This is a genomic window from Agrobacterium vitis (assembly GCF_014926405.1).
Classification (GTDB): Bacteria; Pseudomonadota; Alphaproteobacteria; order Rhizobiales; family Rhizobiaceae; genus Allorhizobium; species Allorhizobium vitis_H.
This window is the reverse complement of the sequence record NZ_JACXXJ020000005.1, coordinates 1,093,460-1,120,256: the sequence shown is the minus strand read 5'-3', so window position 1 is coordinate 1,120,256 and position 26,797 is coordinate 1,093,460. Positions and strand designations below refer to the sequence as shown.

23 protein-coding genes and 1 pseudogene are annotated in these 26,797 nt (G+C 58.7%); 5 read left to right on the top strand and 19 right to left on the bottom strand.

The features are described 5' to 3' along the window. The first annotated feature begins 396 nt into the window (after nucleotides 1-396). Nucleotides 397-540 (top strand): DUF1127 domain-containing protein, encoded by a 144-nt coding sequence (locus IEI95_RS29815; RefSeq protein WP_015916326.1) that lies wholly within the window; start codon nucleotides 397-399, stop codon nucleotides 538-540. A gap of 153 nt (nucleotides 541-693) precedes the next feature. Further along, nucleotides 694-2,151, top strand: a complete 1,458-nt coding sequence (gene trmFO / locus IEI95_RS16355) for a methylenetetrahydrofolate--tRNA-(uracil(54)-C(5))-methyltransferase (FADH(2)-oxidizing) TrmFO (protein ID WP_194416770.1) — start codon at nucleotides 694-696, stop codon at nucleotides 2,149-2,151. A gap of 45 nt (nucleotides 2,152-2,196) precedes the next feature. Here trmFO and IEI95_RS16350 read toward each other — a convergent pair whose 3' ends face one another. The 5 genes from IEI95_RS16350 to yajC form a co-directional block, all read right to left on the bottom strand. Further along, the gene (locus IEI95_RS16350; RefSeq protein ID WP_194416769.1) at nucleotides 2,197-2,661 is read right to left on the bottom strand and encodes a hypothetical protein; all 465 of its coding nucleotides are present in this window, start codon (nucleotides 2,659-2,661) and stop codon (nucleotides 2,197-2,199) included. Nucleotides 2,662-2,903: 242 nt separating this feature from the next. Continuing rightward, on the bottom strand, nucleotides 2,904-3,767 hold the full coding sequence (locus IEI95_RS16345) for a phytoene/squalene synthase family protein (RefSeq protein ID WP_194416768.1): 864 nt from the start codon (nucleotides 3,765-3,767) through the stop codon (nucleotides 2,904-2,906). A 4-nt stretch (nucleotides 3,768-3,771) separates the two neighbouring features. Further along, complete coding sequence (locus IEI95_RS16340) at nucleotides 3,772-4,158, bottom strand: Mth938-like domain-containing protein (protein WP_156551433.1); 387 nt, start codon at nucleotides 4,156-4,158, stop codon at nucleotides 3,772-3,774. Nucleotides 4,159-4,161: 3 nt separating this feature from the next. After that, nucleotides 4,162-6,732, bottom strand: coding sequence for a protein translocase subunit SecDF (gene secDF, locus IEI95_RS16335; protein WP_194416767.1), 2,571 nt, complete (start codon nucleotides 6,730-6,732; stop codon nucleotides 4,162-4,164). A gap of 209 nt (nucleotides 6,733-6,941) precedes the next feature. After that, the gene (gene yajC / locus IEI95_RS16330; RefSeq protein WP_015916332.1) at nucleotides 6,942-7,313 is read right to left on the bottom strand and encodes a preprotein translocase subunit YajC; all 372 of its coding nucleotides are present in this window, start codon (nucleotides 7,311-7,313) and stop codon (nucleotides 6,942-6,944) included. 208 nt (nucleotides 7,314-7,521) lie between these two features. Between yajC and IEI95_RS16325 the strand changes: the two genes are divergently transcribed. Next, nucleotides 7,522-8,388: an ATP-binding protein gene (locus IEI95_RS16325; protein ID WP_156536230.1), complete on the top strand. Its 867-nt coding sequence runs from the start codon at nucleotides 7,522-7,524 to the stop codon at nucleotides 8,386-8,388. A gap of 115 nt (nucleotides 8,389-8,503) precedes the next feature. Here the strand turns inward: IEI95_RS16325 and IEI95_RS16320 are convergent, their stop codons facing one another. From IEI95_RS16320 to IEI95_RS16260, 13 genes and pseudogenes are all read right to left on the bottom strand, one after another. After that, nucleotides 8,504-10,114 (bottom strand): peptidoglycan DD-metalloendopeptidase family protein, encoded by a 1,611-nt coding sequence (locus IEI95_RS16320; protein ID WP_234891156.1) that lies wholly within the window; start codon nucleotides 10,112-10,114, stop codon nucleotides 8,504-8,506. A gap of 251 nt (nucleotides 10,115-10,365) precedes the next feature. Then, on the bottom strand, nucleotides 10,366-11,019 hold the full coding sequence (locus tag IEI95_RS16315) for a protein-L-isoaspartate(D-aspartate) O-methyltransferase (protein WP_156536232.1): 654 nt from the start codon (nucleotides 11,017-11,019) through the stop codon (nucleotides 10,366-10,368). Then, nucleotides 11,016-11,786, bottom strand: coding sequence for a 5'/3'-nucleotidase SurE (gene surE, locus IEI95_RS16310; protein WP_194416766.1), 771 nt, complete (start codon nucleotides 11,784-11,786; stop codon nucleotides 11,016-11,018). Before surE ends, IEI95_RS16315 begins: the two co-directional genes overlap by 4 nt. A 134-nt stretch (nucleotides 11,787-11,920) precedes the next feature. Continuing rightward, a complete protein-coding gene (gene serS, locus IEI95_RS16305; RefSeq protein ID WP_156536234.1) occupies nucleotides 11,921-13,204 on the bottom strand; it encodes a serine--tRNA ligase in 1,284 nt (427 codons plus the stop codon). 41 nt (nucleotides 13,205-13,245) lie between these two features. Further along, the gene (gene tatC / locus IEI95_RS16300; RefSeq protein WP_015916338.1) at nucleotides 13,246-14,058 is read right to left on the bottom strand and encodes a twin-arginine translocase subunit TatC; all 813 of its coding nucleotides are present in this window, start codon (nucleotides 14,056-14,058) and stop codon (nucleotides 13,246-13,248) included. A gap of 275 nt (nucleotides 14,059-14,333) precedes the next feature. Beyond that, nucleotides 14,334-14,990 (bottom strand): annotated as a pseudogene (gene tatB / locus IEI95_RS29455) (Sec-independent protein translocase protein TatB); the annotation flags it as partial. Nucleotides 14,991-15,083: 93 nt separating this feature from the next. Next, complete coding sequence (locus IEI95_RS16290; protein WP_015916340.1) at nucleotides 15,084-15,299, bottom strand: twin-arginine translocase TatA/TatE family subunit; 216 nt, start codon at nucleotides 15,297-15,299, stop codon at nucleotides 15,084-15,086. 178 nt (nucleotides 15,300-15,477) lie between these two features. Continuing rightward, nucleotides 15,478-16,194 carry an SMC-Scp complex subunit ScpB gene (gene scpB / locus IEI95_RS16285; protein WP_194416764.1) on the bottom strand — a complete coding sequence of 239 codons (717 nt, stop codon included), beginning with the start codon at nucleotides 16,192-16,194 and terminating at the stop codon, nucleotides 15,478-15,480. Nucleotides 16,195-16,199: 5 nt separating this feature from the next. Beyond that, complete coding sequence (locus tag IEI95_RS16280; protein WP_194417314.1) at nucleotides 16,200-17,024, bottom strand: segregation and condensation protein A; 825 nt, start codon at nucleotides 17,022-17,024, stop codon at nucleotides 16,200-16,202. A 74-nt stretch (nucleotides 17,025-17,098) separates the two neighbouring features. Further along, a complete protein-coding gene (nagZ, locus tag IEI95_RS16275; protein WP_156536236.1) occupies nucleotides 17,099-18,115 on the bottom strand; it encodes a beta-N-acetylhexosaminidase in 1,017 nt (338 codons plus the stop codon). A gap of 164 nt (nucleotides 18,116-18,279) precedes the next feature. Further along, entirely contained in the window at nucleotides 18,280-21,024 is a 2,745-nt protein-coding gene (locus IEI95_RS16270) for an SPOR domain-containing protein (protein WP_194416763.1), read from the bottom strand. Between the two features lie 68 nt (nucleotides 21,025-21,092). Further along, a complete protein-coding gene (gene argS, locus IEI95_RS16265; protein ID WP_194416762.1) occupies nucleotides 21,093-22,850 on the bottom strand; it encodes an arginine--tRNA ligase in 1,758 nt (585 codons plus the stop codon). Nucleotides 22,851-22,912: 62 nt separating this feature from the next. Continuing rightward, the gene (locus IEI95_RS16260) at nucleotides 22,913-24,130 is read right to left on the bottom strand and encodes a deoxyguanosinetriphosphate triphosphohydrolase (protein ID WP_156536239.1); all 1,218 of its coding nucleotides are present in this window, start codon (nucleotides 24,128-24,130) and stop codon (nucleotides 22,913-22,915) included. A 194-nt stretch (nucleotides 24,131-24,324) separates the two neighbouring features. Between IEI95_RS16260 and erpA the strand changes: the two genes are divergently transcribed. Both erpA and xth read left to right on the top strand, forming a co-directional pair. Continuing rightward, complete coding sequence (gene erpA / locus IEI95_RS16255; RefSeq protein ID WP_070150521.1) at nucleotides 24,325-24,657, top strand: iron-sulfur cluster insertion protein ErpA; 333 nt, start codon at nucleotides 24,325-24,327, stop codon at nucleotides 24,655-24,657. 85 nt (nucleotides 24,658-24,742) lie between these two features. Further along, complete coding sequence (gene xth, locus IEI95_RS16250; RefSeq protein WP_156536240.1) at nucleotides 24,743-25,537, top strand: exodeoxyribonuclease III; 795 nt, start codon at nucleotides 24,743-24,745, stop codon at nucleotides 25,535-25,537. Between the two features lie 23 nt (nucleotides 25,538-25,560). On the opposite strand, the gene exoR is transcribed toward xth, so the two are convergent. After that, nucleotides 25,561-26,376 carry an exopolysaccharide production regulator ExoR gene (gene exoR / locus IEI95_RS16245; RefSeq protein WP_015916349.1) on the bottom strand — a complete coding sequence of 272 codons (816 nt, stop codon included), beginning with the start codon at nucleotides 26,374-26,376 and terminating at the stop codon, nucleotides 25,561-25,563. Nucleotides 26,377-26,797: the final 421 nt, after the last annotated feature.

The following is a 26,797-nucleotide window of genomic DNA, read 5'->3' as shown; positions in this document are numbered from 1 at the left end:
TACGCTATAAGTCCGCAACGGAGATAGACGTGATGACGGCGTTTTGACGAATTATGCCGCCTTTTGCTGGCCACAAAGCAAGGAATGCTGCGCAAAAGAAAATATCTGCTGGATTCTTGTTAAACAAAGCCATTATGGGACCGTCTTGTGCCTAGGGTCGGCGATTCCACACCCTCGCACTGGTGAGAATTTCACTTGGAAAAGGCCTGTTTTGAGCGTCCCAGGATCACGCTCAAATCTTAGCCGAAGCACAATTAATAGCCATGAATCTGCACAAACGCATAGCAGTCGCCCATTTATTGCACTGCCACAAAGACCTTCCCCGATGTATAAGCATGTCAACAGCTGAGGCGGGAGAGACCGCCGGATCAGCAAACAAGATCTCGAGGAAACGTCATGAACCCGATCCGCATTGCAAAAAACTGGATTAGCTATCGCCGCACTCTGTCCGAGCTGGGCGGCCTGTCCAACCAGACCCTGTCCGACATCGGCATCACCCGTTACGACATCCGTCACATTGCCAACCGTTCGTTCCGTTAATCGGACCCGGCTTTAAAATTTGAATTGAATGTTCGAACGGCGCTTTTGGCGCCGTTTTCTATTTCTAACTCTCCAAACCAAGCTTGCATCTCCAAAGTGCAATTTGCTCTGTTCAAGATTGGAAGCGGCGGCAAGGCGTGATAAGCAGCCGCCATGACAGACAACAACTCCTATTCCCCTATTCACATCATTGGCGGCGGGCTGGCTGGCTCCGAAGCCGCATGGCAGATCGCTGAGGCGGGCGTGCCGGTCATTCTTCATGAGATGCGCGGCCTTCGCGGCACCGACGCCCATAAGACCGATAGCCTTGCTGAGCTTGTCTGCTCCAATTCCTTCCGCTCCGACGATGCCACCGCCAATGCGGTCGGGGTTATCCATGCGGAAATGCGGCTGGCCGGCTCGTTGATCATGGCCTGCGCCGACCGCCATCAGGTGCCAGCGGGCGGCGCGCTTGCCGTTGACAGGGATGGCTTTGCCGAGGCTGTGACGCAGGCACTGCAAGCTCACCCGCTGGTAACCGTGGTGCGCGAGGAAATCACCGGCCTGCCGCCGCGCGATTGGGATCTTGCCATTATCGCCAGCGGTCCGCTAACATCACCGGCATTGGCCGAGGCCATCCGCGCTGAAACAGGTGAGGACGCGCTGGCCTTTTTCGACGCCATCGCCCCCATCGTCCACCGCGACAGCATCAATATGGATATCTGCTGGTATCAGTCGCGCTATGACAAGGTTGGCCCGGGCGGTACAGGCAAGGATTACATAAACTGCCCGCTGGACGAGGCCCAATATAACGCCTTCATTGATGCATTGATTGCTGGTGACGCAGTCGGCTTCAAGGAATGGGAAGGCACGCCCTATTTCGACGGCTGCCTGCCCATCGAAGTCATGGCAGAACGCGGGCGTGAAACCCTGCGCCATGGACCGATGAAGCCGATGGGGCTGACCAATTCCCATAACCCTACCGTGAAAGCCTATGCCGTCGTGCAGCTGCGCCAGGATAATGCGCTGGGCACGCTCTATAATATGGTCGGCTTCCAGACCAAGCTGCGCTACGGCGCCCAGGCCGAGATTTTCCGGATGATCCCCGGTCTGGAAAACGCCGAATTCGCCCGGCTTGGTGGCCTGCACCGCAATACCTATATCCATTCGCCGGTACTGCTCGATCCGTCTCTTTCCCTAAAGAGCAGACCGGGCCTGCGTTTTGCCGGGCAGATCACCGGCTGCGAAGGCTACGTCGAGAGTGCCTCCATCGGTCTTCTGGCCGGTCGCTTTGCTGCTGCCGAGCGCAAGGGCGAAGCCTTTAGCCCGCCGCCGGTGACAACGGCGCTCGGTGCGCTGCTCAACCATATTACCGGTGGCCATATCGTGTCCAATGACGAACCCGGTAAAAAGTCTTTCCAGCCGATGAACATCAACTTCGGACTGTTTCCGGATCTGGAGCCCGGCTCCATCGTCAAGCCAGAAGGCGTGAAGCGTTTCCGGGGCAAGGACAAGACTGTCATGAAGCGCCAGTTGATCGCCATCCGCGCCCTCGCCCATTGCCGGGAATGGCTCGGCCTGCCGCCGCACATCCCACAGCCGGTTGCCGAAATGGAAGACGCGGGCTTTTAATACCGAGGCCCGAAGATCTTAATGGACGTGATTATCCCATCCTACTCAAGAGGATGTCTTGTCAAACCTGTCTTCTGCCGGCTCCAAATCGTTCGGCGCGATATAGTTGCCGAGCAGCCATAGCGAAACTTCTGCTGCCTCGGCGGGCTTGGCGAAAATATAGTCGCCGTTATGCTGGGCTGCATCGAGAAACGTGATGTGGAAACCGTGAACGCTCTCCAAGGGCTGGACCTGCACATGCCCCGGCTTGATCAGATGGCAGGCATAATGATTGCGAAGATTGCGCATGAAGCCTGCACGGTTGTCATGCAGCCTGACGAATACCGCTTTGCCATCGGCTGTGGCATGCAGGCTGCGGATGGCTTCGCCAGGAAAGGCCCGGCCGAATTCCAGGATGGCAAGCCCGACATCGCTTAGGGTTTCGCCGTCATTGCGCTCCGCCATGCGCGAGACATACCAAGCGAAGGCGATAATGCCCAAAAACACAAAAATACCGATCCCAACGCCCACTGGCAACCTCCGGATGATGCTTGAGCAGCACTGCCGATCAAGGATCGCGCAATTGCGGCAACACTTTATATCTGCTGCATAATCCGTTGATACGATTCCAACTTGCGGATTTGCAGTTGGCAAGATCTAACGGTTGAGCCTTGCGTGAGTTTGGAGGCTCAGTGCGAACCTGTGCAGCGTTTGCCAGGAAAAGTGGAATCCGGGTTTTCCCGAGGGGCTGGTTCAGGAGGGACCTGACAGCCCTAAAATCGACCCGTCACGCTGGCGCGCAGCAGTGTCAGTTGGCGGCGCCACTGGGCTCGGCGAATCGGTGTTTGCAGAATATCGGCGCCGCGCCGACGAGCATCCCGCAGAATCGGCCCTGCGAGCGCCACAGGCAGATAGGCAGCAACCAGAGACGCCGGAAGCTTGCCACCAGCGCGCGCCTTGGAAAGGTGATCGAGCCCCAGACCGGCAAAGGCTTCGATGGCACCATCGATCCTCATCTCGTCCTTGCCCGACAGAAAGGCATCACGGTCGAGGCCAGTCGCAGTCAATATCTCGTCGGGAATGTAAAGCTGTCCCCGCGCCCGATGTTGCGGCATCAGTGCCAACAGTCCGGCAATGGCCTGGGCAACCCCAGCATGTCCGGCGATGGTTGCGCAATTCAGCGCGGCCTCGGTATCCAGCACCAGGCTCGCCAGCTGGATCAGCGCCGAGGCGGTCTCTCCTGCATAGCCTTCCAGCGCTGATTTTGGCCCAATCGGATCATCGTAAAGATCGGCAATCCGCGCATCGATCATGTCGAGCAGGGGCTGAACCGGTAAACGATAGGAGTCCACCGCCGCCAAAAGCCCTGCCGCCAGCGGATTGGCCGTGGTATCGCCATGTCCCTTGCCCGAAAGCAGATCGCGCCAATATTGCAACCGGATTTCGCCCGGCAAGGGTTCGCGCACCAGATCACGCACGCGGGCAAGCTCGGCATTGAAGGCATAGAGCGCTGCCAAGGCAGGCTGTTTTTCCGGCGGGGAGAGAAGGCAGGCCAAATACCGGTCGCGGTCGATTTCCCGCAGTGTCGTAAGACAGACATCGGCGGCCAATGGCGATGGTTTAGCGCTTTCCGCCATGCGGTCAGACTGCAATCAATGCGGCGGCCACGGGCCGTTCTTCCGCCAGCATCACATTATAGGTCCGCACCGCAGCTCCGGTGCTCATCGGGTCAGAACCAATACCAGCGGCGGTCAGAGCGGCCTTAACGTCGCTGGGGATACGGCGCAGTTCCGTGCCCGTGCCGAGCAACAGGAACTCGACCTTATCCGCCTCGTCCAGCAGGCGCTGGAGGGCGGCAACCGTCAGGTCCTCGCCCTCGCGCATATCCCAGCCATAAATGCCTGATGGTAACAGCAAAAGGGAGCCGCGATGCGACATATCCGCAAACCGGAACCCGCCATTGCCATAGGCATCGATGGGGGACCGACCCGGAAAATGCGCCTCGCGGATGATAATGCCCTTTGCCAATGCCTATGCTCCCGCCTTACCCGCTGCGCCGTTCTTTTCCGGCTTTGCTTTTTCAGCCTTATCCGGCTCGCCCTGACCTTCAGGGCGCAGACGGAAGGCGATCAGCACCGGTGCCGCCATATAGATAGAGGAGAATGTGCCGACGAGAACCCCGAACAGCATGGCAAAGGTGAAGGAGCGGATAACTTCGCCACCGAACAGGAACAGTGCCAGAAGGGCCAGAAGCGTTGTCACCGATGTCAGGATGGTTCGAGACAGGGTCTGGTTGATCGACGTGTCGATCAACACATCCAGCGGCATTTTCTTGTAACGGCGCAGGTTCTCGCGCATGCGGTCATAAACGACCACGGTGTCGTTCAGCGAATAGCCGACAATCGTCAGGATCGCCGCGATACTGCTGAGGTCGAATTCCACCCCGGTGATCACGTAGAGACCGAGTGTCAGAATAACGTCATGCAGGGTTGCGATAATAGCACCCGCCGCAAACTGCCATTCAAACCGGATCCAGATGTAAACCAGGATCGCCATCAGCGAAATCAGCACGCCAATGGTTGCGGATTTCGTCAACTCACCCGACACGGACGGGCCGACAACTTCGGTGCGGCGGAACTCGTAGGCCTGTTCCAATGCGCCCCGCACCTTGGCCACAGCCGATTGTTCGCCGTTTTCACCCTCGTCCTGGGCCTGCAAACGGACCAGAACACTGCTCGGATCGCCAAAACCCTGGACCTGGACATCGCCGAGATTGAGACTGCTCAACTGTTCACGAATGGCGGCGGGATCAGCATTGCCCTGACGCGCCTTCAATTCGATGATCGAACCGCCGGTAAAATCGATGCCGAGCTTCATGCCGACCGTGCCGAAACCGACGAGGGCGGCTATAGACAAGGCCGCCGACAGCAGGAACGTGTAACGGCGGACACCCATGAACGGGATGTTGGTTCCGTCGAAAATTCCGGTCCGAACCCCCTTGGGCAGGGCCTTGGGACGGCGCGTGTTGACCCAGACGGTAAACATCCAGCGGGTCAACCCAAAGGCAGTAAATACGGTGGTGATGATACCGATGGCCAGCGTCACCGAAAAGCCGCGTACAGGACCGGAGCCAAGGAAGAACAGCACGCCAGCAGCAATCAGCGTCGTAACATTGGCATCGACAATCGTCGCCAAGGCCTTGTTGAAGCCGATATCGATCGACTGGATCAGGGAACGCCCGCTCTTGTATTCCTCGCGGATACGCTCGTAGATCAGCACGTTGGAATCAACCGCCATACCGATGGTCAATACGATACCGGCGATGCCCGGCAGCGTCAGCGTCGATCCAAGCAGCGTCAGGATCGCAATAATCATGACGATATTGGCCAACAGCGCAAGCACGGCAAGCACGCCGAAAAATCCGTAAAGCCCGATCATCAGCACCACGACCAGCCCCGCGCCGATAAAGCCGGCAGAAACCCCGGCCCGGATCGAATCGGCACCAAGGCTTGGGCCGACGGTGCGCTCTTCGACCACGGTCAAGGTTGCCGGCAAGGCACCGGCGCGCAGCAGCACGGCCAAGTCATTGGCGCCCTGCACCGTGAAATTGCCGGAAATCTGGCCGGAGCCACCGACAATCGGTTCACGGATCACAGGCGCGGAAATCACCTGATTATCAAGTACAATGGCGAAAGGCCGCCCGACATTCTGCTGGGTCGCCTGGGCAAAACGCTGTGCGCCCCGGCTATCGAAGCGGAAGCTGACGACCGGTTCGTTATTTTGCTGATTGAAGCTTGCCTGCGCATCGACGAGATCCTCACCGGACACCAGAACCCGCTTTTCGACCAGATAAGGCACCGCAGCCTCATCCTGGCTGTAGAGCACTTCGGACGTGGCAGGCGGGCGGCCGCTGATCGCTTCGGTGGCCGACATGCTGGTATCGACCATGCGGAAGCTCAGCTTCGCGGTCTGGTTCAGAAGATTCTTCAAACGCTGTGGATCATCCAGACCCGGCACCTGCACGATGATCCGGTCGGAGCCCTGACGCTGGATCAACGGCTCGGTATTACCAAGCTCATCGACGCGGCGGCGCACGACTTCGATGGACTGGGTGAGCGCCGAGGACATGCGGTAATCGATACCGGCATCGGTGAGGTTAAACTTCAACACCCCATCGCCGCTATCGTCCAGTGTCGCTTCCTGGACGCTGCTCGACCCGAAACCGCCGGTGCTGACAGGCGCGGTTAGTGTCTGCAAGGCCTTGCGCGCCGCATCAAGCTGAGCCGGATCGGTAATGCGGACCTGGACCGCCTGGCCAACGCCATTCAGCCCGGTATAGCGAACGCCCGCATCGCGAAGACTGCTGCGGATATCGCCAACCACGGCTTCGAGCCGCTCCTTGACGATATCGTTGCGCTCGATCTTCAGCATGATATGCGAGCCGCCCTGCAAATCGAGGCCGAGCGTCATCTGCTTGCTCGGGAACCAGGACGGAAGACGGGCCAGTTGATCCTTGCTGAACAGGTCGGGCAGCGCGATCAGGACGCTCGCCACGACGGCAAGCCAGAGGAGAATGGTTTTCCAGCGGGAGAAATGCAGCATCGACATCTCGAAGGGTAAGGTCTGGGGCAAATAGACCGGGATCGTCAAACGGAAATGGCGGCTTGATACGCCGAGCAAAATTTACCGCAGGGCAAACCAGCGCTCAACATACAAAGCGGCCATTTCAGAGGACGGAAGCGGCTTTTCTCCAGCAGACAGCAGAAAAAAGTCAGGCCGCCCTGTTGGGCGGCCCGGTGTTCAAACTTGGGTCAAGCGTCGGTCTTGGAACCGTCGGCTTTGGCAATCTCGGCCTTGACCGGTTCGCCCTTGACGCGCACTTCGGCGATCAGGCTGCGAAGTGCCTTGACCTTGACGCCATCAGCAATTTCGACTTCCAGTTCCTTGTCGTCAGTGACCTTGGTCACCTTGCCGATCAAGCCGCCACCCAGCACCACCTGGTCGCCACGGCGAATGGCCGACAGCGTTGCTTCCCGCTTTTTGAGCTGGTTGCGCTGCGGGCGGATCAGCAGGAAATACCAGATCACCATCAAGGGTGCGAAAAGCAGAAGCATTTCAAACCCGGACCCCATCCCGCCAGCGGCAGGTGCTGCATCCTGAGCGAATGCCTGTGTTATGAACATGAGAAACTCCTTCGGAACCGGGGCAGCAAAGATCCTGTCCCCCTGTTTTGCCGCCGGAATATAGGAATACCCCAAGGGAATGCAACAGAAACAGCGGCTTTGCGTACCGAATCCCCGGTCAATACACTTTCGAACCCTGTATGACCATGGTAGCGCAACGATCACAGGCGGTCTTGGACCACTTTTCCCGCGTGAACGGAGGCAAAACATGACCGATACGCTGGCTGATCTGCTGCGCGAAGTGACGCGGCTCGCCGATGCCATGGAGCGGCTGGCCGGTCCAGCCCCTGCGCTCAACGATTGGAGCGGAGCGGACTGCTTCGTCTGGCATCCGACCAATCAGCATCTGCAACCGGTGCCAAGGCCCAACCGCGTCGCGCTCGGCCTGATCAGGGGTGTCGACCGGGTGCGCGACATCCTGCATGAAAACACCGAACGGTTCGCGCTTGGCTTTGCCGCCAACAATGTCCTGCTCTGGGGCGCGCGCGGCATGGGCAAATCCTCGCTGGTCAAGGCGGTGCATGCCGATATCGTAAAGGCTACCGGAGTGCGGCTGAAGCTGGTGGAAGTACACCGCGAAGACATCGCCTCCCTGCCTGCGCTGATGGACCTGCTGAAAAACAGCCAAGAGCGGGTGCTGCTGTTTTGCGACGATCTTTCCTTCGATCATGACGATACCGCCTATAAATCGCTGAAGGCGGCACTGGATGGCGGTATCGAGGGCCGTCCGGACAATGTGCTGTTCTACGCCACCTCCAACCGCCGCCACCTCCTGCCCCGGCATATGATGGAAAATGAGCAATCGACCGCCATCAACCCGTCGGAAGCCGTCGAAGAAAAGGTCTCGCTCTCCGACCGATTCGGCCTTTGGCTCGGCTTTCATAAATGCAGCCAGGACGACTACCTGGCGATGATTGACGGCTATGCCGCACATTTCAAGCTGCCGCTACTGCCTGAGCAATTGCACGCCGAGGCACTGGAATGGGCCACCACGCGAGGTGCGCGCTCCGGCCGTGTCGCCTGGCAATATATCCAGGATCTGGCCGGGCGGTTGCGTGTCGATCTTGGACGCTAGGTTTTCCAGCCCAATCGAAAGCCCCTTATGAAGAAAGGCCCGGATTGCTCCGAGCCTTTCTCAACTTTCCTGAAACGCACTACCTTATTCAAGAAAAACTCTTGCGAACCAAAGCCTATTCCAGGAAGCCCATCGGGTTGACCGGGGTCGCATCCTTGCGGACTTCGAAATGCAGGGTGGGCTGGCTGGCATTGCCGCTCATGCCTGACGTCGCCACCTGCTGGCCGCGCTGCACCTTCTGGCCACGCTGAACGGAAATGGCATCGGCATGGCCGTAAACAGTCACAGTGCCGTCGTCATGGCGCACAAGCACAGTGTTGCCGAGTTCTTTCAGACCATTGCCAGCGTAGATGACCACGCCGTTTTCGGCGGCCTTGATCGGCGTACCGGTCGGCACGGAAATATCGATACCGTCATTGCGCTTACCAGCGACATTGGCGCCAAACGGAGCCACCACCGCACCACGCACCGGCCAGCGATATTTGCCAATGCCGGTTGCATCCGGGGCCTTGTCGCCTGGATCGGCGGAGGCAACATCGGTGACCGACTTGGTCGGCGCGGCAGGCGCCGGAGCCGCAGCAGTCACCTTAGGCGCTTCCGGCTTGGTATTGGCAGGCGCCGTGCTGACAGGTGTCGCGGCCAACTTTTGATCGGCCTGCGGCAGTTCCAGCGTCTGGCCAACGCGGACACCCTGGGTGCCGAGATGGTTCGCCTGCTTGAGGGCCGTAACGGAAACACCGTTTTCGCGGGCAATCTTGGCAATCGAGTCGCCTGACTTGACCACATAGGTGCCAGCGGCAGGCGGCGTCTTGCCGGTGCCCGCGGCATTGGTGGTGTTGTTTGCAGCAATATCGGTCTTGACCTTATCGCGCAGCTTCGGATTGGTCGGCAACACCGCGACCTTTTCTTCCTGGCGCGGCGTTGGTCCAGGAGACTGACCTGGAGGCAACAGCGTGCCTTCGGCAGCAGCCGCCCTGGTCGGCGTATTGCGCGAACCGAAGGTCGGAATGAGGATGGACTGACCGGGACGCGCAGCCCCTGCCGTCGAAAGTCCATTGGCCTTGACGATTTCCTTTTCAGGCACGCCGTAACGCTGTGACAGGGTTGCCAGGCTTTCGCCCGGCTTCAGCACGACGCGGGGTGCATTGACCGTGCTCCATCCATTGGCACCTTGGCCATTGGCGCCTTGACCATTCGCTGGGCCGGGCTTTGCCGGCTGCGGCAGGGTGTTGGTGGACAGACCATCACCATCTTCCAGTGCAGCCGACTGGTGTGTGGCCGCGGGGAATGGCTGGGCCGAGGCCGTCTGGCGGCGCGAAGAGATCGGGCCTGTCGATGCGGTGGAACCGGACGGCGGCGCAAGTTCGGCCTTCTGAACAGACACAGCCGAAGAAGCACGCCGTGCTGGCGAATAGGTCTGCTGGGCCGGATAGGGCTGCGTCATCGCCTGCTGGCGATTGCCATAACCACCGCCACCCATCGATCCGCCGGACGCCACTGGAGCATAAGAGCCGCCGCCATCGACATCCGTCTGGGGCACCGGTGCATTAGCCATTCCAGTGATCTGGCCGCCCGTCGAGGCGGTCGTCATCGAATCGGTTTTGGAAAACAGGCCGGAAAAGCGGCTTGAATCGGAACTGCAACCAGTTGCGACGCTTGCCATCAGGCCAACCCAGAGAATCTGGGCAACAGGCATGCCGGATTTATAAGACTGACTCTGACGCATGATACAACCCACTGACGACGCAACCATTTGTGAGTTTATTAAAGCGCGTTAGTGTTACCGGGCGGTTAACCGCGTGGAATCCTTATGAACATTCCGCAAAAAATCTCAAGAAAACCGGGGGCTGTGCGGTTGGAAACCCTGCTGTGCCGGGCTTTTGGAGAAATGTCATTAACCATAAAAATTAATGGGACTGAGCCAAGCACCAGCAAACCCTCCTATTTTGGTAAATTTAGAGAGATGGAAGCTTCCAATCAGAGGAAGGCAGCAACATTTGGGGTCAGGGGCAGATAGGGAACCTCGAACAGGTCTTCCCGCTCAAACCGGCTGCCCGTCCGGGTGAGCCGCACCATGACGCATCGATTTTCGTCCAAAATCAACGGAGCCAGCAGCACCCCGTTATGGACCAGTTGCTCGGTAAAGACTTTTGGCATCGAGGGGAAGGCGGCGGTCGCGATGATTCGGTCGAATGTCCCCTCGCCCGGCAAGCCCAGGCTGCCATCGCCATGACGAATAATGGCATTGCGGACCGATAATTGCTCCAGACGGGCCTGCGCATCGTTGACCAGCGTGTTGTAGCGTTCCACCGAGACGACACGCTCACATAGCCGCGCCAGAACAGCGGTCATGAACCCGCTGCCGGTGCCGACCTCCATCACCCGTTGGCCGGGCTTGACACGCAGGCGCTCGATCAGCCGGACGGCAAGATCGGCCCCTTCCATGAACGCACCGCATTCAAGCGGGATCGTCTGGCGGGAATAGGCGTGCTCGGCCAGATGATGAGCGACGAATCGCGACCGGGGCGTCTGTTCCACCGCCGTCAGCAGGTTGATGTCGGAAATCCCCTCGGAGCGCAGCCGCAGCACCAGGGCTGCAAAGCCTTCTTTTTCAAGCATTGCGGATTTCAAGACCCCACCTCCGGGTTTAGCGCGGCGGCGATGATATCCTGAACCGCGTAGTCGGTCAGATCCAGCTTCAGCGGCGTGACCGAAATACGGTTATCGCGCAACGTGCTGATATCAGTTCCGGCGCGGAAATTGCCCTTGCGGTCGCCGAATCGCAGCCAGAAATAGGGCAGCCCACGGCCATCCAACCGCTCTTCGACGCTGAGACCGAAATCAAGCTTGCCCTGCGAAGTCACATCGACACCCGCAACCTCGTCCGGTTCGCAATTGGGAAAATTGAGGTTGAGGAGTGTACCGGGTGGCAGGTCGATATGCATCAGCTTGGCAATCAGCTCTGGTGCATGCGTTTCAGCCACATGCCAGGGAATGGAATGGCCAGCCACGTAGCTATAGGCCTGACTAAGCGCAAACGAGCGCGCACCATGCACCGTGCCTTCGATGGCCCCAGCCACCGTGCCGGAATAGGTGACATCATCAGCAAGGTTTGCCCCGGCATTAACGCCTGACAGCACCAGATCCGGTTTGCCGGGCAGCAGTTTGCGGATGGCCATGATGACGCAATCAGTCGGCGTTCCCCGCAGCGCATAGCGTTTCTCGCCAAGCTGCCGCAGTCGCAACGGCTCCGACAGGGTCAACGAATGGGCAAGGCCGCTCTGGTCGGTTTCCGGCGCAACAATCCACACATCGTCGGACAGTGTGTGGGCTATTCGTTCCAGAACGGCCAGACCGTCTGCATGAATGCCATCGTCATTGGTCAGCAGAATCCGCATTGGTCCTCGTCAAGACGTTTCTGAAGCCGGTTTTAGAGCATCGTACAGAAAATCGGAACCAGCACGATGCTCTAAGTTTTTGTTTGCGCGTCGGATTTATCCGAAAACCGGTTCTTAACTTTCGGTCCGATGCTCTAGCTGGCTTTTTCGATTCTCGTCAGACCGCCCATATAGGGCAACAATACGTCTGGCACAGTGATCGAGCCATCTTCATTGAGATAGTTCTCCATCACTGCAATCAAGCACCGGCCAACCGCCGTACCCGAGCCGTTCAGCGTGTGAACGAAGGTCGTACCCTTGCCATCCTTGTTGCGGTAGCGGGCATTCATCCGCCGTCCCTGGAAATCGCCGCAAACCGAGCAGGAGGAGATTTCACGGAACGTGTTCTGTCCCGGCAGCCAGACTTCCAGATCGTAGGTCTTGGCGGCACCGAACCCCATATCCCCGGTGCAAAGCGTCATGGTGCGGAAATGCAGGCCGAGACGCTTCAGCACTTCTTCGGCGCAGGCCGTCATCCGCTCATGTTCAGCCAAGGCGCTCTGCGCATCGGTGATCGACACCAGTTCGCATTTCCAGAATTGATGCTGGCGCAACATGCCGCGCGTATCACGGCCAGCCGACCCTGCTTCCGAGCGGAAGGACGGCGTCAAGGCTGTAAAGCGCAGCGGCAGTTTTTCCTGATCGAGAATTTCGCCGGAGACCAGATTGGTCAGCGTCACCTCTGCCGTCGGGATCAACCAGCGGCCATCGGTGGTCTTGAACAGTTCCTCAGAAAATTTCGGCAATTGGCCGGTGCCATACATCGCTTCATCGCGCACCATCAGCGGCGAGGAGACTTCCGTATAGCCATGCTCACTGGTGTGAAGATCGATCATGAACTGACCGAGCGCCCGCTCCAGCCGCGCCAAAGGCCCGGTCAAGACGGTAAAACGTGCACCAGAAAGTTTGGCAGCCCGGTCGAAATCCATATAGCCCAGTGCTTCGCCGATTTCCGGATGCTCGATGGCCTTGTGGTTCCAGCCCGGCTTCTGGCCCACAACACGCGCCACGACATTGTCGTGTTCGTCCGCACCAACAGGCACATCATCAAGCGGAATATTGGGAATGCGCGACAGGGCATCGGTCAGTTCCGCGCTCAGGCGGCGCTCATCTTCTTCGGCAGCCGGCAGGGTGTCCTTCAGAGAGGCAACTTCGGCCTTCAGCTTTTCGGCCAGCGCCATATCCTTCTGCGCCATGGCCGCGCCGATTTCCTTGGAAGCGGAATTACGACGCGACTGCATGTCCTGCATGGACTGGACGACGGCCCGGCGCTGTTCATCAAGTGCAATCAGGCTCTGCGACAGGGGATCAGCTCCGCGCTTTGCCAGCGCCTGATCGAGAAGGGCAGGGTTTTCACGAATCCATTTTATATCAAGCATCGTCGTTCCAAATATGTAAGCGGGCCAAATTCTGACGCAGGCTATTTCACCTCGGTGGAAGTACTGGCCTCTGCCGCAGCTTTCTTCGACCGCTCCCGTTCCACCAGCTTTGCCGCATAGATCGAGACTTCGTAGAGAAGGATGGTGGGCAGTGCAAGACCGATCTGGGACATCGGATCAGGCGGAGTTAGCACTGCCGCGACGATGAAGGCGATGACGATGAAATATTTGCGCTTTTCGGCCAGCCATTTGCTGTCGATGATTCCAACCCGGGCCAGAAGCGTGGTCACCACAGGCAATTGGAAGACAAGACCGAAGGCAAAGACCAGAGACATGATCAGGCTGAGATATTCCGAAACTTTCGGCATCAGCGAAATCGCCACGTCACCCTCCCCCGGCGCCTGTTGCATGGCCAGGAAGAACCACATCACCATCGGAGTAAAGAAGAAATAGACCAGCGCCGCCCCCATCAGGAACAGGACCGGAGAGGCAACCAGGAAAGGCAGGAAAGCCTGACGCTCGTTTTTATAAAGGCCCGGTGCCACGAACTTGTAGATCTGCGCGGCAATCACCGGAAAAGCGATGACCATGGCAGAAAACATCGCCACCTTGACCTGGGTGAAGAAAAACTCTTGCGGTGCCGTATAAATCAGCTCCGCCTTGCTGACATCCAGATGCGCCCAGATCACCGCCCATTTATAGGGGATGACCAGAAGATTGAACAAATGCTTGGCGAAGAAAAAACAGACGATGAAGGCCAGGAAAAACGCACCCAAAGACCAGATCAGCCGCGTCCTCAGCTCTATCAGATGCTCGATCAGCGGCTGCGGCTTGTCCTCAATGTCGTCACTCATGCTTCACCCTTGCCAGTCTCTTGCTTGCCAGTGTCTTGTTTGCTGGTGTCTTGCTTTTCAGTGTCTGGCGCACGCGACTCAGGCTGGCTGGCCGTCGCCTCACCAGGGACAGTCTTCTTCCTGGACACGGTTTTCTTTTTCAATGCTGGCACGGCAACCGTTTCCGGTAAAACCTTTGTCGTTGCTGGCCGCTTGGTGCGCGTCGTCGTCTTCGGCGACGAATCCGAAACAGCAATATCCGCATCAACAGACGCCTGCGTGATCGGCGCGGTGACGGCCGCTGGTTTTAGATTTTTGACTGGCTTGGAAACAGCCTTGGCTTTCGTGGCTTTTGCCGTCTTTGCTACCTTAGGCGCCGACACTTCAGACGTCAGCACTTCAGGCGCCGCGACGTCCGACTTTGGCTTTCGCACCCGTTTCACCGGTGCTTTTTCCACTGGGGTAACGGTTTCGGTAGCTTTGACGACCGGTGCTGTCACAGGTGCGGCAGCAGCCGAACCCGGCAATTGCGGCTTTGCCAAAGTGTCGCCCAGCGGTGCCAGTGGTGGAAGATCTTCCGCCGTCATCGGCCGGGCCGGTTCATCCGCCAGCGGCAGACGGCTACTCTCATCTTCAGGGAAATGATCCACCTGCGTCGAGCGCTGGAGATCGGATCTGATATCAGCCCCCATCTGCCGCAGCGGGTTGATCGCCTCGCGCAACGCATTGGCGGGGTTCAGCCGCTGGGCATCATCGATCGTGCGGCGCACATCATCCATATCAGCTTCGCGCAGGGCTTCGTCGAACTGGGCGCGAAACTCGCCCGCCGTCTTGCGCAACCGCGTCGTCATCTTGCCAAAGGCCCGCAGCATGGGCGGCAAGTCTTTCGGACCAACCACAACGATCAGCACGACCGCGATGACCAGCAATTCGCTCCAGCCAATGTCAAGCATTCTTCAGTCTCCTGAAGCCGTCGGCCAAGCGGCGACCCATTCCAGAAACAGACCGGCGCCATCGGCCCCGGCCTCATTCAATTGCACGCATGGCTATTTGTGATCGTCAGCCCGGTGGTCCACGGTCTTCGACTGATCAGCGGGCTTAGGCGTCCCGTCAGGGGCCGTATCGTCATCCGACATGCCCTTCTTGAAGCTCTTGATGCCCTTGGCAACGTCACCCATCAGTTCCGGGATCTTGCCGCGGCCAAACAACAACAGCACAATCGCCAGAACGATCAGCCAATGCCACATACTGAAAGAACCCATGGTCCCCACTCCTTATTGATCGGTATTACCGATGTAAGATGTTTGTGCATCTTTTTCAAATTACAAAATCTTTTACCTGATTGGCATGGGAAATGACGGGAGGCAAGATACCGCCGCCGCCCCATCAACAGTCCCGCAGATTTTATGGGCATTTCTACAGTCCAAGCTCAACAACAGATTATGCATCACGGGCATCGGCGGGTGCCAGCAGGCCCAGTTCCTCCAGATCAAGCTGAGTAATAGGGTCTTCGTCCTCACCAAGCGCATCACCATCCATTGGCATCGGCACATGGAAATTCGCCGGGATGCGACCGGTCAGCAGCCCTGCCCCCTTCAATTCCTCCATGCCCGGCAGATCGCGCAACTCCTCCAACCCGAAATGATCGAGAAAATCGCGAGTCGTGCCGAACGTCACAGGTCGGCCCGGCGTGCGGCGACGACCGCGAAACCGCACCCAGCCAGCCTCCAGCAGGACATCGATCGTGCCTTTGGAGGTCTGCACACCTCTGATATCCTCGATTTCGGCCCGTGTGACCGGCTGGTGATAGGCAATGATCGCCAGCACTTCCAGCGCCGCTCGCGACAGTTTCCGCACCTCATTGTCTTCGCGGCGAATGGCAAAGGCCAGATCGGCAGCCGTGCGAAATGCCCAATGCCCATCAACCCGCACCAGATTGACGCCGCGCGGCGCATAATCAGCCTGGAGCGCCTTCATCATCTCGCCAATATCGGTGCCGCGTGGCAGGCGCTCGGCCAGAAAACCTTCCGATACCGGTTCTGCCGAGGCAAACACCAGTGCTTCGACGATGCGCAAGGCCTCGCGCTCCCGTATGGTCGCAAGCCCGCCTGCCCCATCCTTGGCGTCGTCGTCATCCGGTTGATTGTCGCCTGTCATTGCCATCACGCCTGACCACCATCCGCATGAGGCACCAACATGCCCGCCGCATCCCGGCCCTTGCCGCCCCGCATATAGATCGGCTCGAAAGCGCCCGCCTGGCGAATTTCCAGCTTGCCTTCCCGCACCAGTTCCAGGGAAGCGGCAAAGGCGCTGGCAATCGCCGTGACCCGCTCCGTGGGATCGGCCAGATATTGCAGCAGATAGGCGTCCAGCGCCGTCCAGTCGCTGATCTCGCCAATCATCCGGTTGAGCAGCGTCCTGGCGTCAACAAGCGACCAGACTGTGCGCCGCTCGATGGTGACCTGCGTATAGGCCTGACGCTGGCGCAGATTTGCGTAGGCAGAGAGAAGGTCGTAGAGACTGGCCTCAAAGGCCGAGTTCACTCGATCCGGCACATGCTCCGGCGCGCCACGCTGAAAGATATCGCGGCCCAGCCGGTTGCGGTTGACCAGCTTTCCAGCCGCATCGCGCATCGCCTCCAGCCGCTTCAGCCGGAAGGCCAGTGCTGCGGCCATTTCCTCGCCGGACGGCTCGTCGTCCTTGGCCTGTTGGGGAATCAGCAGCCGGGATTTCAGATAGGCAAGCCAAGCCGCCATAACAAGATAATCGGCGGCAAGCTCAATGCGGATGCTGCGGGCCTCTTCGACGAACAGCAGATATTGTTCAGCCAGCGCCAGAACCGAAATCCGCGACAGATCGACCTTCTGATTGCGGGCCAGAAACAGCAAAAGATCCAGAGGGCCTTCAAAGCCAGCCACGTCAATGACCAGAGACGGATCATCGCTGGCCCGCTCAATCGCCGCATCGCCCTGCCACAGCTTCTCCATCGGCGTGGCGGTGCCGCCCTTCACATTGGAAGCCGGAGCGGGGGAAGCCGGAGCGGGTGCGACAGGCTCTGCCATCAAGCCACCGCCATCAGAGAGGCAAACTCCTCACGGATCGCTTGTTCATCGGCGCCGTCGTTACCGCCGAAGGCCGCCTCGACAGCCTTTGCCCGCGCAAGCGCCGCTCCGGCCAATACCGGAGCGCGCTCCGCAACCTGCACCATTTCCTCCATAATGCCGTGGCAATGCAGCAGAACGTCGTTGCCAGCAGCAACCACCGCCGCTGCCCGCTCGGAAATCGTCCCCTTCAGAGCATTCATGGAGAGATCGTCATTCATCAGCAGCCCCTGGAACCCGATCAGTCCGCGGATCACCTCATCCACGACAATGGATGAGGTCGAGGCCGTATAATCTGGGTCATAGGCAGAATAGACCACATGCGCGGTCATCGCCATCAATTCACCGTTGAGACGCCGGAAAGGCGGGAAATCATGCGCTTCCAGCTCGGCCCGAGATGCTGTCACCACCGGCAATTCATGGTGAGAATCGGCCATGCCCCGGCCATGACCGGGAATATGCTTGACGGTCGGCAGCACACCGCCCGCCTTCAACCCCGCCGCCGCCGCCTCGCCCAATGCCCCGACCGTTTCCGGATCGAAACCATAGGCGCGGTTGCCAATCACATTGCTGGCCCCTTCAACCGGCACGTCCAGCACCGGCAGGCAATCGACATTGATACCATAGCGCAAAAGGTCAAAGGCATGCAGCCGCGACATCAGCCAGGCGGCGCGAAGCCCTTTCTCCTTGTCCTGACGGTAAAGCGCGCCGATCTCGGCACCCGATGGATAGCGCGGACACATCGGCTCGCGGATACGCTGAACGCGCCCACCCTCCTGATCGATCAGCACTGGCGCGTTGCGCCCGCCAACCGTGTCGCGCATCTGCGCAACCAGATTGCTGATCTGCGCGCCATCAAGGCAGTTGCGCCCGAACAGAATGAAGCCCCAGGGCTGCTGCTCCTTAAAGAAAGCCTGCTCATCAGGGGTCAGAACCGGGCCAGAACAGCCCAAAATCATTGCTTTTGCGTGGGTCATTGTCTGACAATAGTCCAGCTTTGCGAAAAGCCGAGGGAAAACTGCCGATCATGCACAGGAATCCACGGAAAAAGCAGCAGAAAGGGCGCTATTCTTTGAGAAGAGCGCCCTGAAACGAAGTCACATTCAATCAAAGGGAACCGTAAAAAGGCTCCCCTATGCCTTTAGCGCACCACCATGCAATTTCCGCCAGCGCCGCGATAACGTTCGCAGAGCGACACGGCTTCATCCTTGCTGCCAGCCGGGATACGGACACGGTAGTAGGTGCCCTTGCCCGGAATATCGGCGGCCTTGATGTCGACGCCCCGGCCACCGATCACGCTGCCGAATTTAGCCGACAGGTTCTTGTAGCTTTTCTGAGCATCGGCTTCGCTTGGCAGCGAAGAAATCTGCACCAGATAACCACCAGAGCTTGCAGCCGTGCTGGCCGAAGCAGGAGAGGCTGAGACAGGCGTAGCAGCAGGAGGCGTTGGGCTCTTGGCAGCCGCCGCAGCCGTCTGCACTGGGGCAGACGCCGGTCTGTTGCGCGGAACTGGCATATTGGGAGCCGGAACGCCTGCACTATCCTGGGCTGCATCCGGTGCAGCCGTTGCCGTATCCGCAGAGGCCATGGCCTGTTCCACGCTTTGCGGAGCCGCAGAGCCCGGCTGGGCCGCCGCTGGTTGAGGAGCGCCACCTTGCGCGGTCGATGGCTGGGAAGTCGCAGGCGACTGGGCCGGGGCTTCCTGCGCAACCAGCGAGCCGTCTGGCCGCACAATCATGGTTTTCACTTTGCGCGGCGAAAGGCTCTGCTGGTCGCCTTGCTTGGCGGGATCGCCCGGCTGGCCATTCTGGCCCGTCTGTGGCGCATCGCCGCTCATCCCAGCCCCGTTCATACCGGCATTGTCAGCCTCTGATTCCTGTTCCAGGGGCAGATTGTCAGGCTCCAGCGTGCGCTGGGCAACATCAACCGGCTCTTCCTGCGAAGAGATCAGGCTCTTTTGCTGCGGCTGGTCGGGGGTCGAACCAGACACGCGGTCATAGACGGCCTTGTTCTGGTTCGGAACCGCCTTACCACCGGGATCGGCAGGCACGACCTTGACCGGCCCCTTGTCAGCCATCACCACTTTCGGTTCGTTGGAGCTGAACGTTTCACCCCCACTGGTCTTCATCCAGGCATAGACGCCGCCACCGCCAACCAGCACGACCACCGCTGCGGCAGCCATCGCCACCCAGCGGCGCGAACCGCGCGGCTCTTCGTAATCGTCATAGTCCTCTGCTTCCAACGGCATCGGCACAGGCCCACCGGGCTTGGCACCGAAACTATGGGGACCATCGAGGCTCTTGCGGAAATCTTCCTCCAGCGCCTTTTCGAACACGTCGAAATCATCGCTGGGCATATTTTTGACCTGCTCGGCCAAGGGCGGCATAGGCGCTACCGGAGCAGCAACAGCCGCTGCGGCCACAGCCTGCGCCGGCTTTGATGGCGCAGACGCCGAGCGCGGCTCCACCGTCTGATCCAGCAATGTTGCCAGTTCGGAATCGATATCGAAATCATAATCCTGCCGATAGGTGGCAGGCGCGGCATCTTCCACCGGCGGCAAATCGGGAACGTCCAGATGCGCGACCGCTTCCAGGTGTTCGTCTTGATCGGAAATTTCGGCAGCATCAAACGGCAGCGGAACGGGTTCACTCACATGCTGCGGCGCCGGTTCAGCAATGGGCGCTGCCGCCTGAACAGGTGCGACCTCTGCCGGACGGGACGGCTGAAATGCGGCAGGACCAGCAACAGCGGCTGCCACGGGCTGCGGCGGCCTCTGCTCTGTCACCGGCGGAGCAGAGTCAGCCTCCAGCTCGGAAAGATCGAGTTCGATATCTTCGAGATCGAAATCAAAATCGCCACCGAAAGGATCGGCCTCCTGCTGGGCGACAGATGTTTCGTCCTTGAACTCGGGCTGATGGTCATGGCGCTGATGGTCAGGGCGCTGATGGTCAAGGCTTGGGGACGCCGCCTGAGGTTCGAATCGAGGCTCTTGCACCGAATAGGCAGAAGCTGCGACGGGCCGAGCTTCCACCTCTTCATTGCGCGCCAGGGCCTCGAAAAAGCTCGGAACCTCCCGCGATGGCGGGGCAAGCGGCGCGCCTGCGAAAACCGAATGGGCAACAGGCTGGAAAAGCGGCGGTTCACGGCGCTGGGCGAAAGCGTCCTGCGTGGGCGCTGCCTGTACTGGTGATCGCGACGCTTCGGGGCTGAACCCGAAATCAAAATCCTGCTCCATCTCCGGAGCATCAGGCTCCTGGCGGACACTAGGGGCAGCGTGGACGGCAGGCGGCGCCACATCAACCTGCGCAGGCTCCATCACCGGCTCGTGCCTCTGGCGGACCTGCTCTTCATGGCGAGCAGCACTGGAACGCGAGGTAGCAGCACTGACCGGATTAAAGTTGGCAAGCGGCAGACGATGACGCCCATAGCCTTCGGTTGGATCGGCACCACCGGAACGCGCTGATGGCGGTTCTACTGCCACATCGCCAACCGACCACTCAAGTTCATCGGCAAGGGATATATCCGAAGCAGAAGACCCGGTTGACGCAGGAGCCTCGACGCCACCGAATGACACCGGCTCGCGCGCCGATACCGCTTCATGGGAATACCCGGCTGACGGCTGGGACACGCCGACATAGGCAGGCGCATCGACGTAACCATCGAGATCCTGAAGCAGCTCGTCCTGCAAATTGACCTGATCCTGCGCTGGCGAATGCCGGTGCGGCTCGGGTGCCGCAGGCGGAGTCATATTCTGAGTCATGGGCGGATCACGACGCGCCACCGGCGCATCGTAGCCGACGAGACGGGCCAGCTCTGCCAACGGATCGTCGTCCGCAAACGCACTGCCTGCTGGATCCCTGCTATATGCAGCCTGTTTTTGCACCATAACCCTACACTTCCACTCGCTACGCGACCATCGGCTTGCCAGCGCAATGTGGGGAATTGGTGACGATACTATCGCATCTCTTGCGGAGCATCCGTGCCGGTAATGGCCAGTCCGGACTGCAACACAGAAGCGACAGCATGCACCAGCCCAAGTCTGGCAAGACTTGATTGTCGGTTTTTATCGTTAACAAATCGTAATTCCGGCTGATCCTTGCCCTTATTCCAGTGAGCATGGAACGAACTAGCCAGATCGTAAAGATAAAATGCGATGCGATGCGGTTCCATTGACTGGGCCGAAGCTTCAATGATTCGCGGATATTCCGCAAGCTTGGCAATCAATTGCACTTCGCTCGGCTCGGTAATACCGGTCACGGCTGCCCCCAGAACATCCGGAGAAAGGTCGATATCGCCGAAGGCTTCGCGCGCCTGCCTAAAGATCGACATGCACCGGGCATGAGCATATTGCACGTAGAAGACCGGATTGTCCTTGGACTGCTCCGTCACTTTGGCAAAATCGAAATCCAATGGCTCGCTGCTCTTGCGGTAAAGCATCATGAAGCGCACCGAATCGCGGCCGACTTCCTCGACCACGTCGCGCAACGTCACGAAATCGCCCGACCGCTTCGACATCTTGACCGGCTCGCCATCGCGATAAAGCTTGACGAGCTGGCAGAGCAACACGGTCAGCTTGGCCTTGCCCTCGGACACAGCCTTGGCAACCGCCTCCAGCCGCTTCACATAGCCACCATGGTCGGCACCCAAAACATAGATCATCCGGTCAAAACCGCGATCATACTTGTCCTTGAAATAGGCGACGTCGGCGGCAAAATAGGTATAGCTGCCATCGGACTTGATCAGTGGACGATCGATATCGTCGCCGACTTCGGTGGAGCGAAACAGCGTCTGCTCGCGATTTTCCCAATCTTCAGGCAATTGCCCCTTCGGCGGCGGCAGCGTACCGCGATAGACATGGCCCTTGAAGGTCAGATCGTTGATCGCAGTGCGGATGGCGGCGGCTCCATTGGCATGCAATTGCCGCTCGGAATAAAACAGGTCGTGATGCACGTTGAGTGCGGCAAGATCCTCACGGATCATCACCATCATTGCATCAATGGCGCGATCCTTGACGATCTCCATCCACTGCTCTTCCGGCATGTTGTGCAGACGCACGCCGTATTCCTGGGCCAGCGCCTCGCCGACCGGTATCAGATAATCGCCAGGATAAAGCCCAGCCGGGATCTCGCCGACAGCTTCACCCAACGCTTCCCGGTAACGCAGGAAAACGGAGCGGGCCAGCACGTCGATCTGCGAACCGGCATCGTTGATGTAATATTCCTTGGTAACGCCATAACCGGCAAAGGCCAGCAGATTGGCCAGCGCATCGCCGACCACGGCACCCCGGCAATGGCCAACATGCATCGGCCCCGTCGGATTGGCCGAGACATATTCAACATTGACCTTGCGGCCAGCACCTGTTTGCGAGCGACCGAAATCCGTGCCTCCAGCAATCACATTGGCCAGCAGCCGCTGCCAATAGGCAACGGACAAGCGGATATTCAGGAAGCCGGGACCGGCCACGGAAACCTCGGCAATATCCGCATCTTCCTTGAGTTTTTCGCCGATCAGATCGGCCAGAACCCTGGGGCTGACGCCCAGCGGCTTGGCCAGAACCATCGCCGCATTGGTTGCGGCGTCGCCATGGCTCGCATCACGCGGCGGCTCGACGACGATCCGGTCGAACGACAGTTCGCTTCGCTTTTCCTTTACAAGATCAAGGGTTTCCAGCGCAGTTTTGATTCGATTTTCGAAATCGGCGAACAGGTTCATGAGGATCAATCCAGACAGATGCAGGTCGAAGCCAGCCCAACAGGCGGCGTTTCGCCCGCTGCCTAGCGCAAATCGGGTGTATGGTCAAACAGCTGCCGGTGGACACGCACCGCATAGGTGTCGGTCATCCCGGCCAGAAAATCGCCGACATGGCGGGCTTTGGCAGGCGTTTCCAGCCCTGCCGTATGCTCCACCCAATAGTCGCTGCGCATCAAGGTCGGATCGGCCATATAGGCCTTGAAGAGGTCCGTGACGATCTGGGCCGCGCCAGCGCGAATGCGCATGATATCGGGATGGCGGTAGATTTTCGAAAACAGCAGTTTCTTGATCTGTCGGTCGGTCTCGGCCATTTCTTGTGAAAAGGTAATCACGGTTTCACCTGCCTGGCGAATATCGTCAGCCGACATCGGGCGAATCCGGGTCAGCCGCTCCTGGGCCACCGCAATCACATCCTCGACCATCCGAGTGATCTGGCGGCGCATGATCTCATGGGTAAACCGGTCGGCCTCCAGATTGGGATAACGGTCGCGCACATCACGCATCAGACCGGCCAAAAACGGCACATCCTCCAGCATATCAAACGTCAGATAGCCGGAGCGCAGACCGTCATCGATGTCATGGGTATTATAGGCAATGTCGTCTGCCACTGCGGCAGCCTGGGCTTCCAGGCTGGCATGGCTGGCAATATCGAGATCCTGCATCTCACAATATTCAGTTATGGGCAAAGGCACCGGTCCGCGCGTCCCCTCGCCGTCCGCATTCATCAGCGGCCCATTGTGCTTGACGAGGCCTTCCAGCGTTTCCCAGGTCAGGTTAAGGCCATCGAATTCGGCATAGCGGCGCTCCAGCTTGGTGACGATTCGCAACGACTGGGCATTGTGATCGAAGCCACCATAGGGTTCCAGCAATTCGTGCAGCGCATCCTCGCCGGTATGGCCAAACGGTGTGTGGCCGAAATCATGCACCAGAGCCACGCCTTCGGCCAGATCCTCATCGATACGAAAGGCGCGGGCCAGCGCCCGGGCAATTTGCGCCACTTCGATCGTGTGGGTCAACCGGGTGCGGTAATGGTCGCTGTCGGGGCCGATGAAAACCTGCGTCTTATGCTTGAGGCGGCGAAAAGCTGTCGTATGAACAATGCGGTCGCGGTCGCGCTGGAAATCGGACCGGGTCAGGCTGCCGCCTTCCGGATAGAGGCGCCCACGCGAATTCCAGGGATCGGCAGCAAAAATCGCCCGTTCTCCAACACCGAATCCCAATGCATTTCTATCGATTGTCATGCCTGCTCTTCATCCTGCCCATTGACGCTTTCGCCTATGGTTCATACCTATAGGAAAATCCCGTGCAAGGCACCGGCTTCCTCTTTATAATGACCTAACTTCCTGCCAATTTTTGCTGCTTCGCCGCGAAGTTGACAGGAAAAAATAGACAAACCCCAGGTTTCTACGGGCCTTGAACCCGTCAGGAGGCAAAAATGACCACGCAGACAGTTACAGTTTCGGAAAATGCAGCCAAGCGTATCGCCAAAATCGTTTCCAGCGAACAGGACAAGCACGCTCTGCGCGTCTCTGTTGAAGGTGGCGGCTGTTCCGGCTTCTCCTATAAATTCGACCTGGATCAAGGCCCGCAGGACGGCGATCTGGTGATTGAGCGCGATGGCGCCACGCTGCTGATCGATCCGGTATCGTTGGTCTACATGGCCGGGTCGGAAATCGATTTTGTCGATAACCTGATGGGCCAGTCCTTCCAGATCACCAATCCCAATGCTGTGGCCAGCTGCGGTTGTGGCACCAGCTTTGCCATGTGAGGCTTTTGTGGGTTCGGTATAATTCTCCGTGGCAAACGGCAGGCTTTCCGTTAGAACCGGGGCCTGAACCAAGGGAAGCCTGCCGATGAAAATTGCCACCTGGAACATCAATGGCGTGAAAGCCCGCCTTGCCAATCTCTGCCAATGGCTGGAAAGCTCATCGCCTGACATTGTCTGTCTCCAGGAAATCAAATCCGTCGATGAAGGCTTTCCACGCGCCGAGATCGAGGCTTTGGGCTATCACGTCGAAACCCATGGGCAGAAGGGGTTCAACGGCGTCGCACTACTGTCAAAAATCAGGCCAGATGAGGTCAATCGCGGCCTGCCCGGCGATGAGGCTGATGAACAGGCGCGCTTTATCGAGGGTGTATTTTCGGTGGCGGATGGCGTGTTGCGGGTTTGCTCGCTTTACCTGCCCAACGGCAATCCCTCCGACGATCCGGTGAAATACCCCTACAAGCTGGCTTGGATGGCCCGGCTGCAACGCTTTGCAGCAGATCGGCTTGCCTTGGAAGAACCGCTTATTTTGGCAGGTGACTATAATGTCATTCCGCATCCGCATGATTGCTTCGACCCGGCGGTCTGGGCCACGGACGCGCTTTTCCTGCCACAAACCCGCGCCGCATTCCAAGCCCTGGAAAATCTGGGCCTGACCGATGCGGTCCGTGCCACGACGGATGCGACGAAGCTTTACTCGTTCTGGGATTATCAGGCAGGAGCCTGGCAGAAGAACAACGGCATTCGCATCGATCACCTTCTGCTCTCGGCGGAGGCCACCGATCGGCTTGTCTCGACAGAGATCGAAAAGCATGTGCGCAGCTGGGAAAAGCCCTCCGACCATGTGCCGGTTATCGGGCATTTCAATTTCGTCGCAGCATGAAGAGGATGTAGTAGGGTAGCCGCTCAGGGCTGCTCCTGCACCTGCGGCACGAGCGCCACGGCAACGCGGCGATCCTTTTCATCGGCAAGCGAGAAGGCGCGCTCCTGGAGATCCTCGATCCACGGACAATCCTTCGGCGCGCATTTATCAAGCGCTGCCGTCAGGAAAGCGAGCCCACGGGCCGCCTGTCCTTCTTCGAAAATCACATCACCAAACAGGGCCATGGCGCCCGCATGGCCGTTCTTCCGAGCAAGGTTGAGCCATTTCTTGGCCTGCTGAACATTGCGTTTGCCGCCCTCGCCCGCCAACAGCATTTTCGCCAGCTCGAACTGGGCCTCCGGGAAACCAAAGGCGGACGCCGCTTGAAAATAAAGCTGACGGGCCTGGACCAGATCGGACTTAACCGGGCTGCCGGCAATGCCCTGCTGATAATAACTGGCAAGCGAGATCAGCGCATTAACGAAATAGACCGTGTCTTCCGAGCCCGGCTCTACACCCTGGTTGGCAATTTCGGAATAAATCTTGAAGGCTTCATAATCGTTTTTGACGACGCCATCGCCATCGGCATACATATTGGCCAGCGCCCAGCGCGATCCGGTATGACCTTTTTCGGCAGCATACCGATAGGCTTCAACGGCATCCTGCGTCTTGCCGCTCTTTTGAGCGTTGAAGCCGAACTTGAACAGATCGAAGGGACCGGACTCCTTGGAGACACCGGCCTTGAAGTCGAATGCATGGGCACAGCCCGTATAAAACAGATTACCGAGCGCCAATGACAGCAGCAGAAAGGCTGAAGACTGTCCGATTGTCCGCCCCTGATTACCGTAAACCTTAAACATTTCCACGACCAAAGGCCCTTCTACGCACAAGCGAAGGATTTACGACAGCGCCAGAGCCAACAACGTCCGCAGCCGGGTACAGATCCAAATCCCATAAAGAACGCAACCAGATTGAAATCCGGTAAATTATTCTTCGCGTCCTCTCTATTTTCCCCAACATAAAATGCCTTTCGGGCGAGAAAGCGGCCTGAGACCTGAAACTGCGGCCGGTATACTGCTCCACGCCTTTTGCTGTGCCGAATAAGCCGGAGCCTCCTGAAAAACCGAGGTTTTTCATCCGAACCCATCTTCTCTCGATCAAGCAAGCGCAGGGATTGCACACCCGGAACTTCGCAACGAACTTGTGCTGCGCTCTCTTTGTGGCGGGAAATAGACATTTTAGCGCTAAGAGGATTACCATGGAGAGGATATAAAATATGTT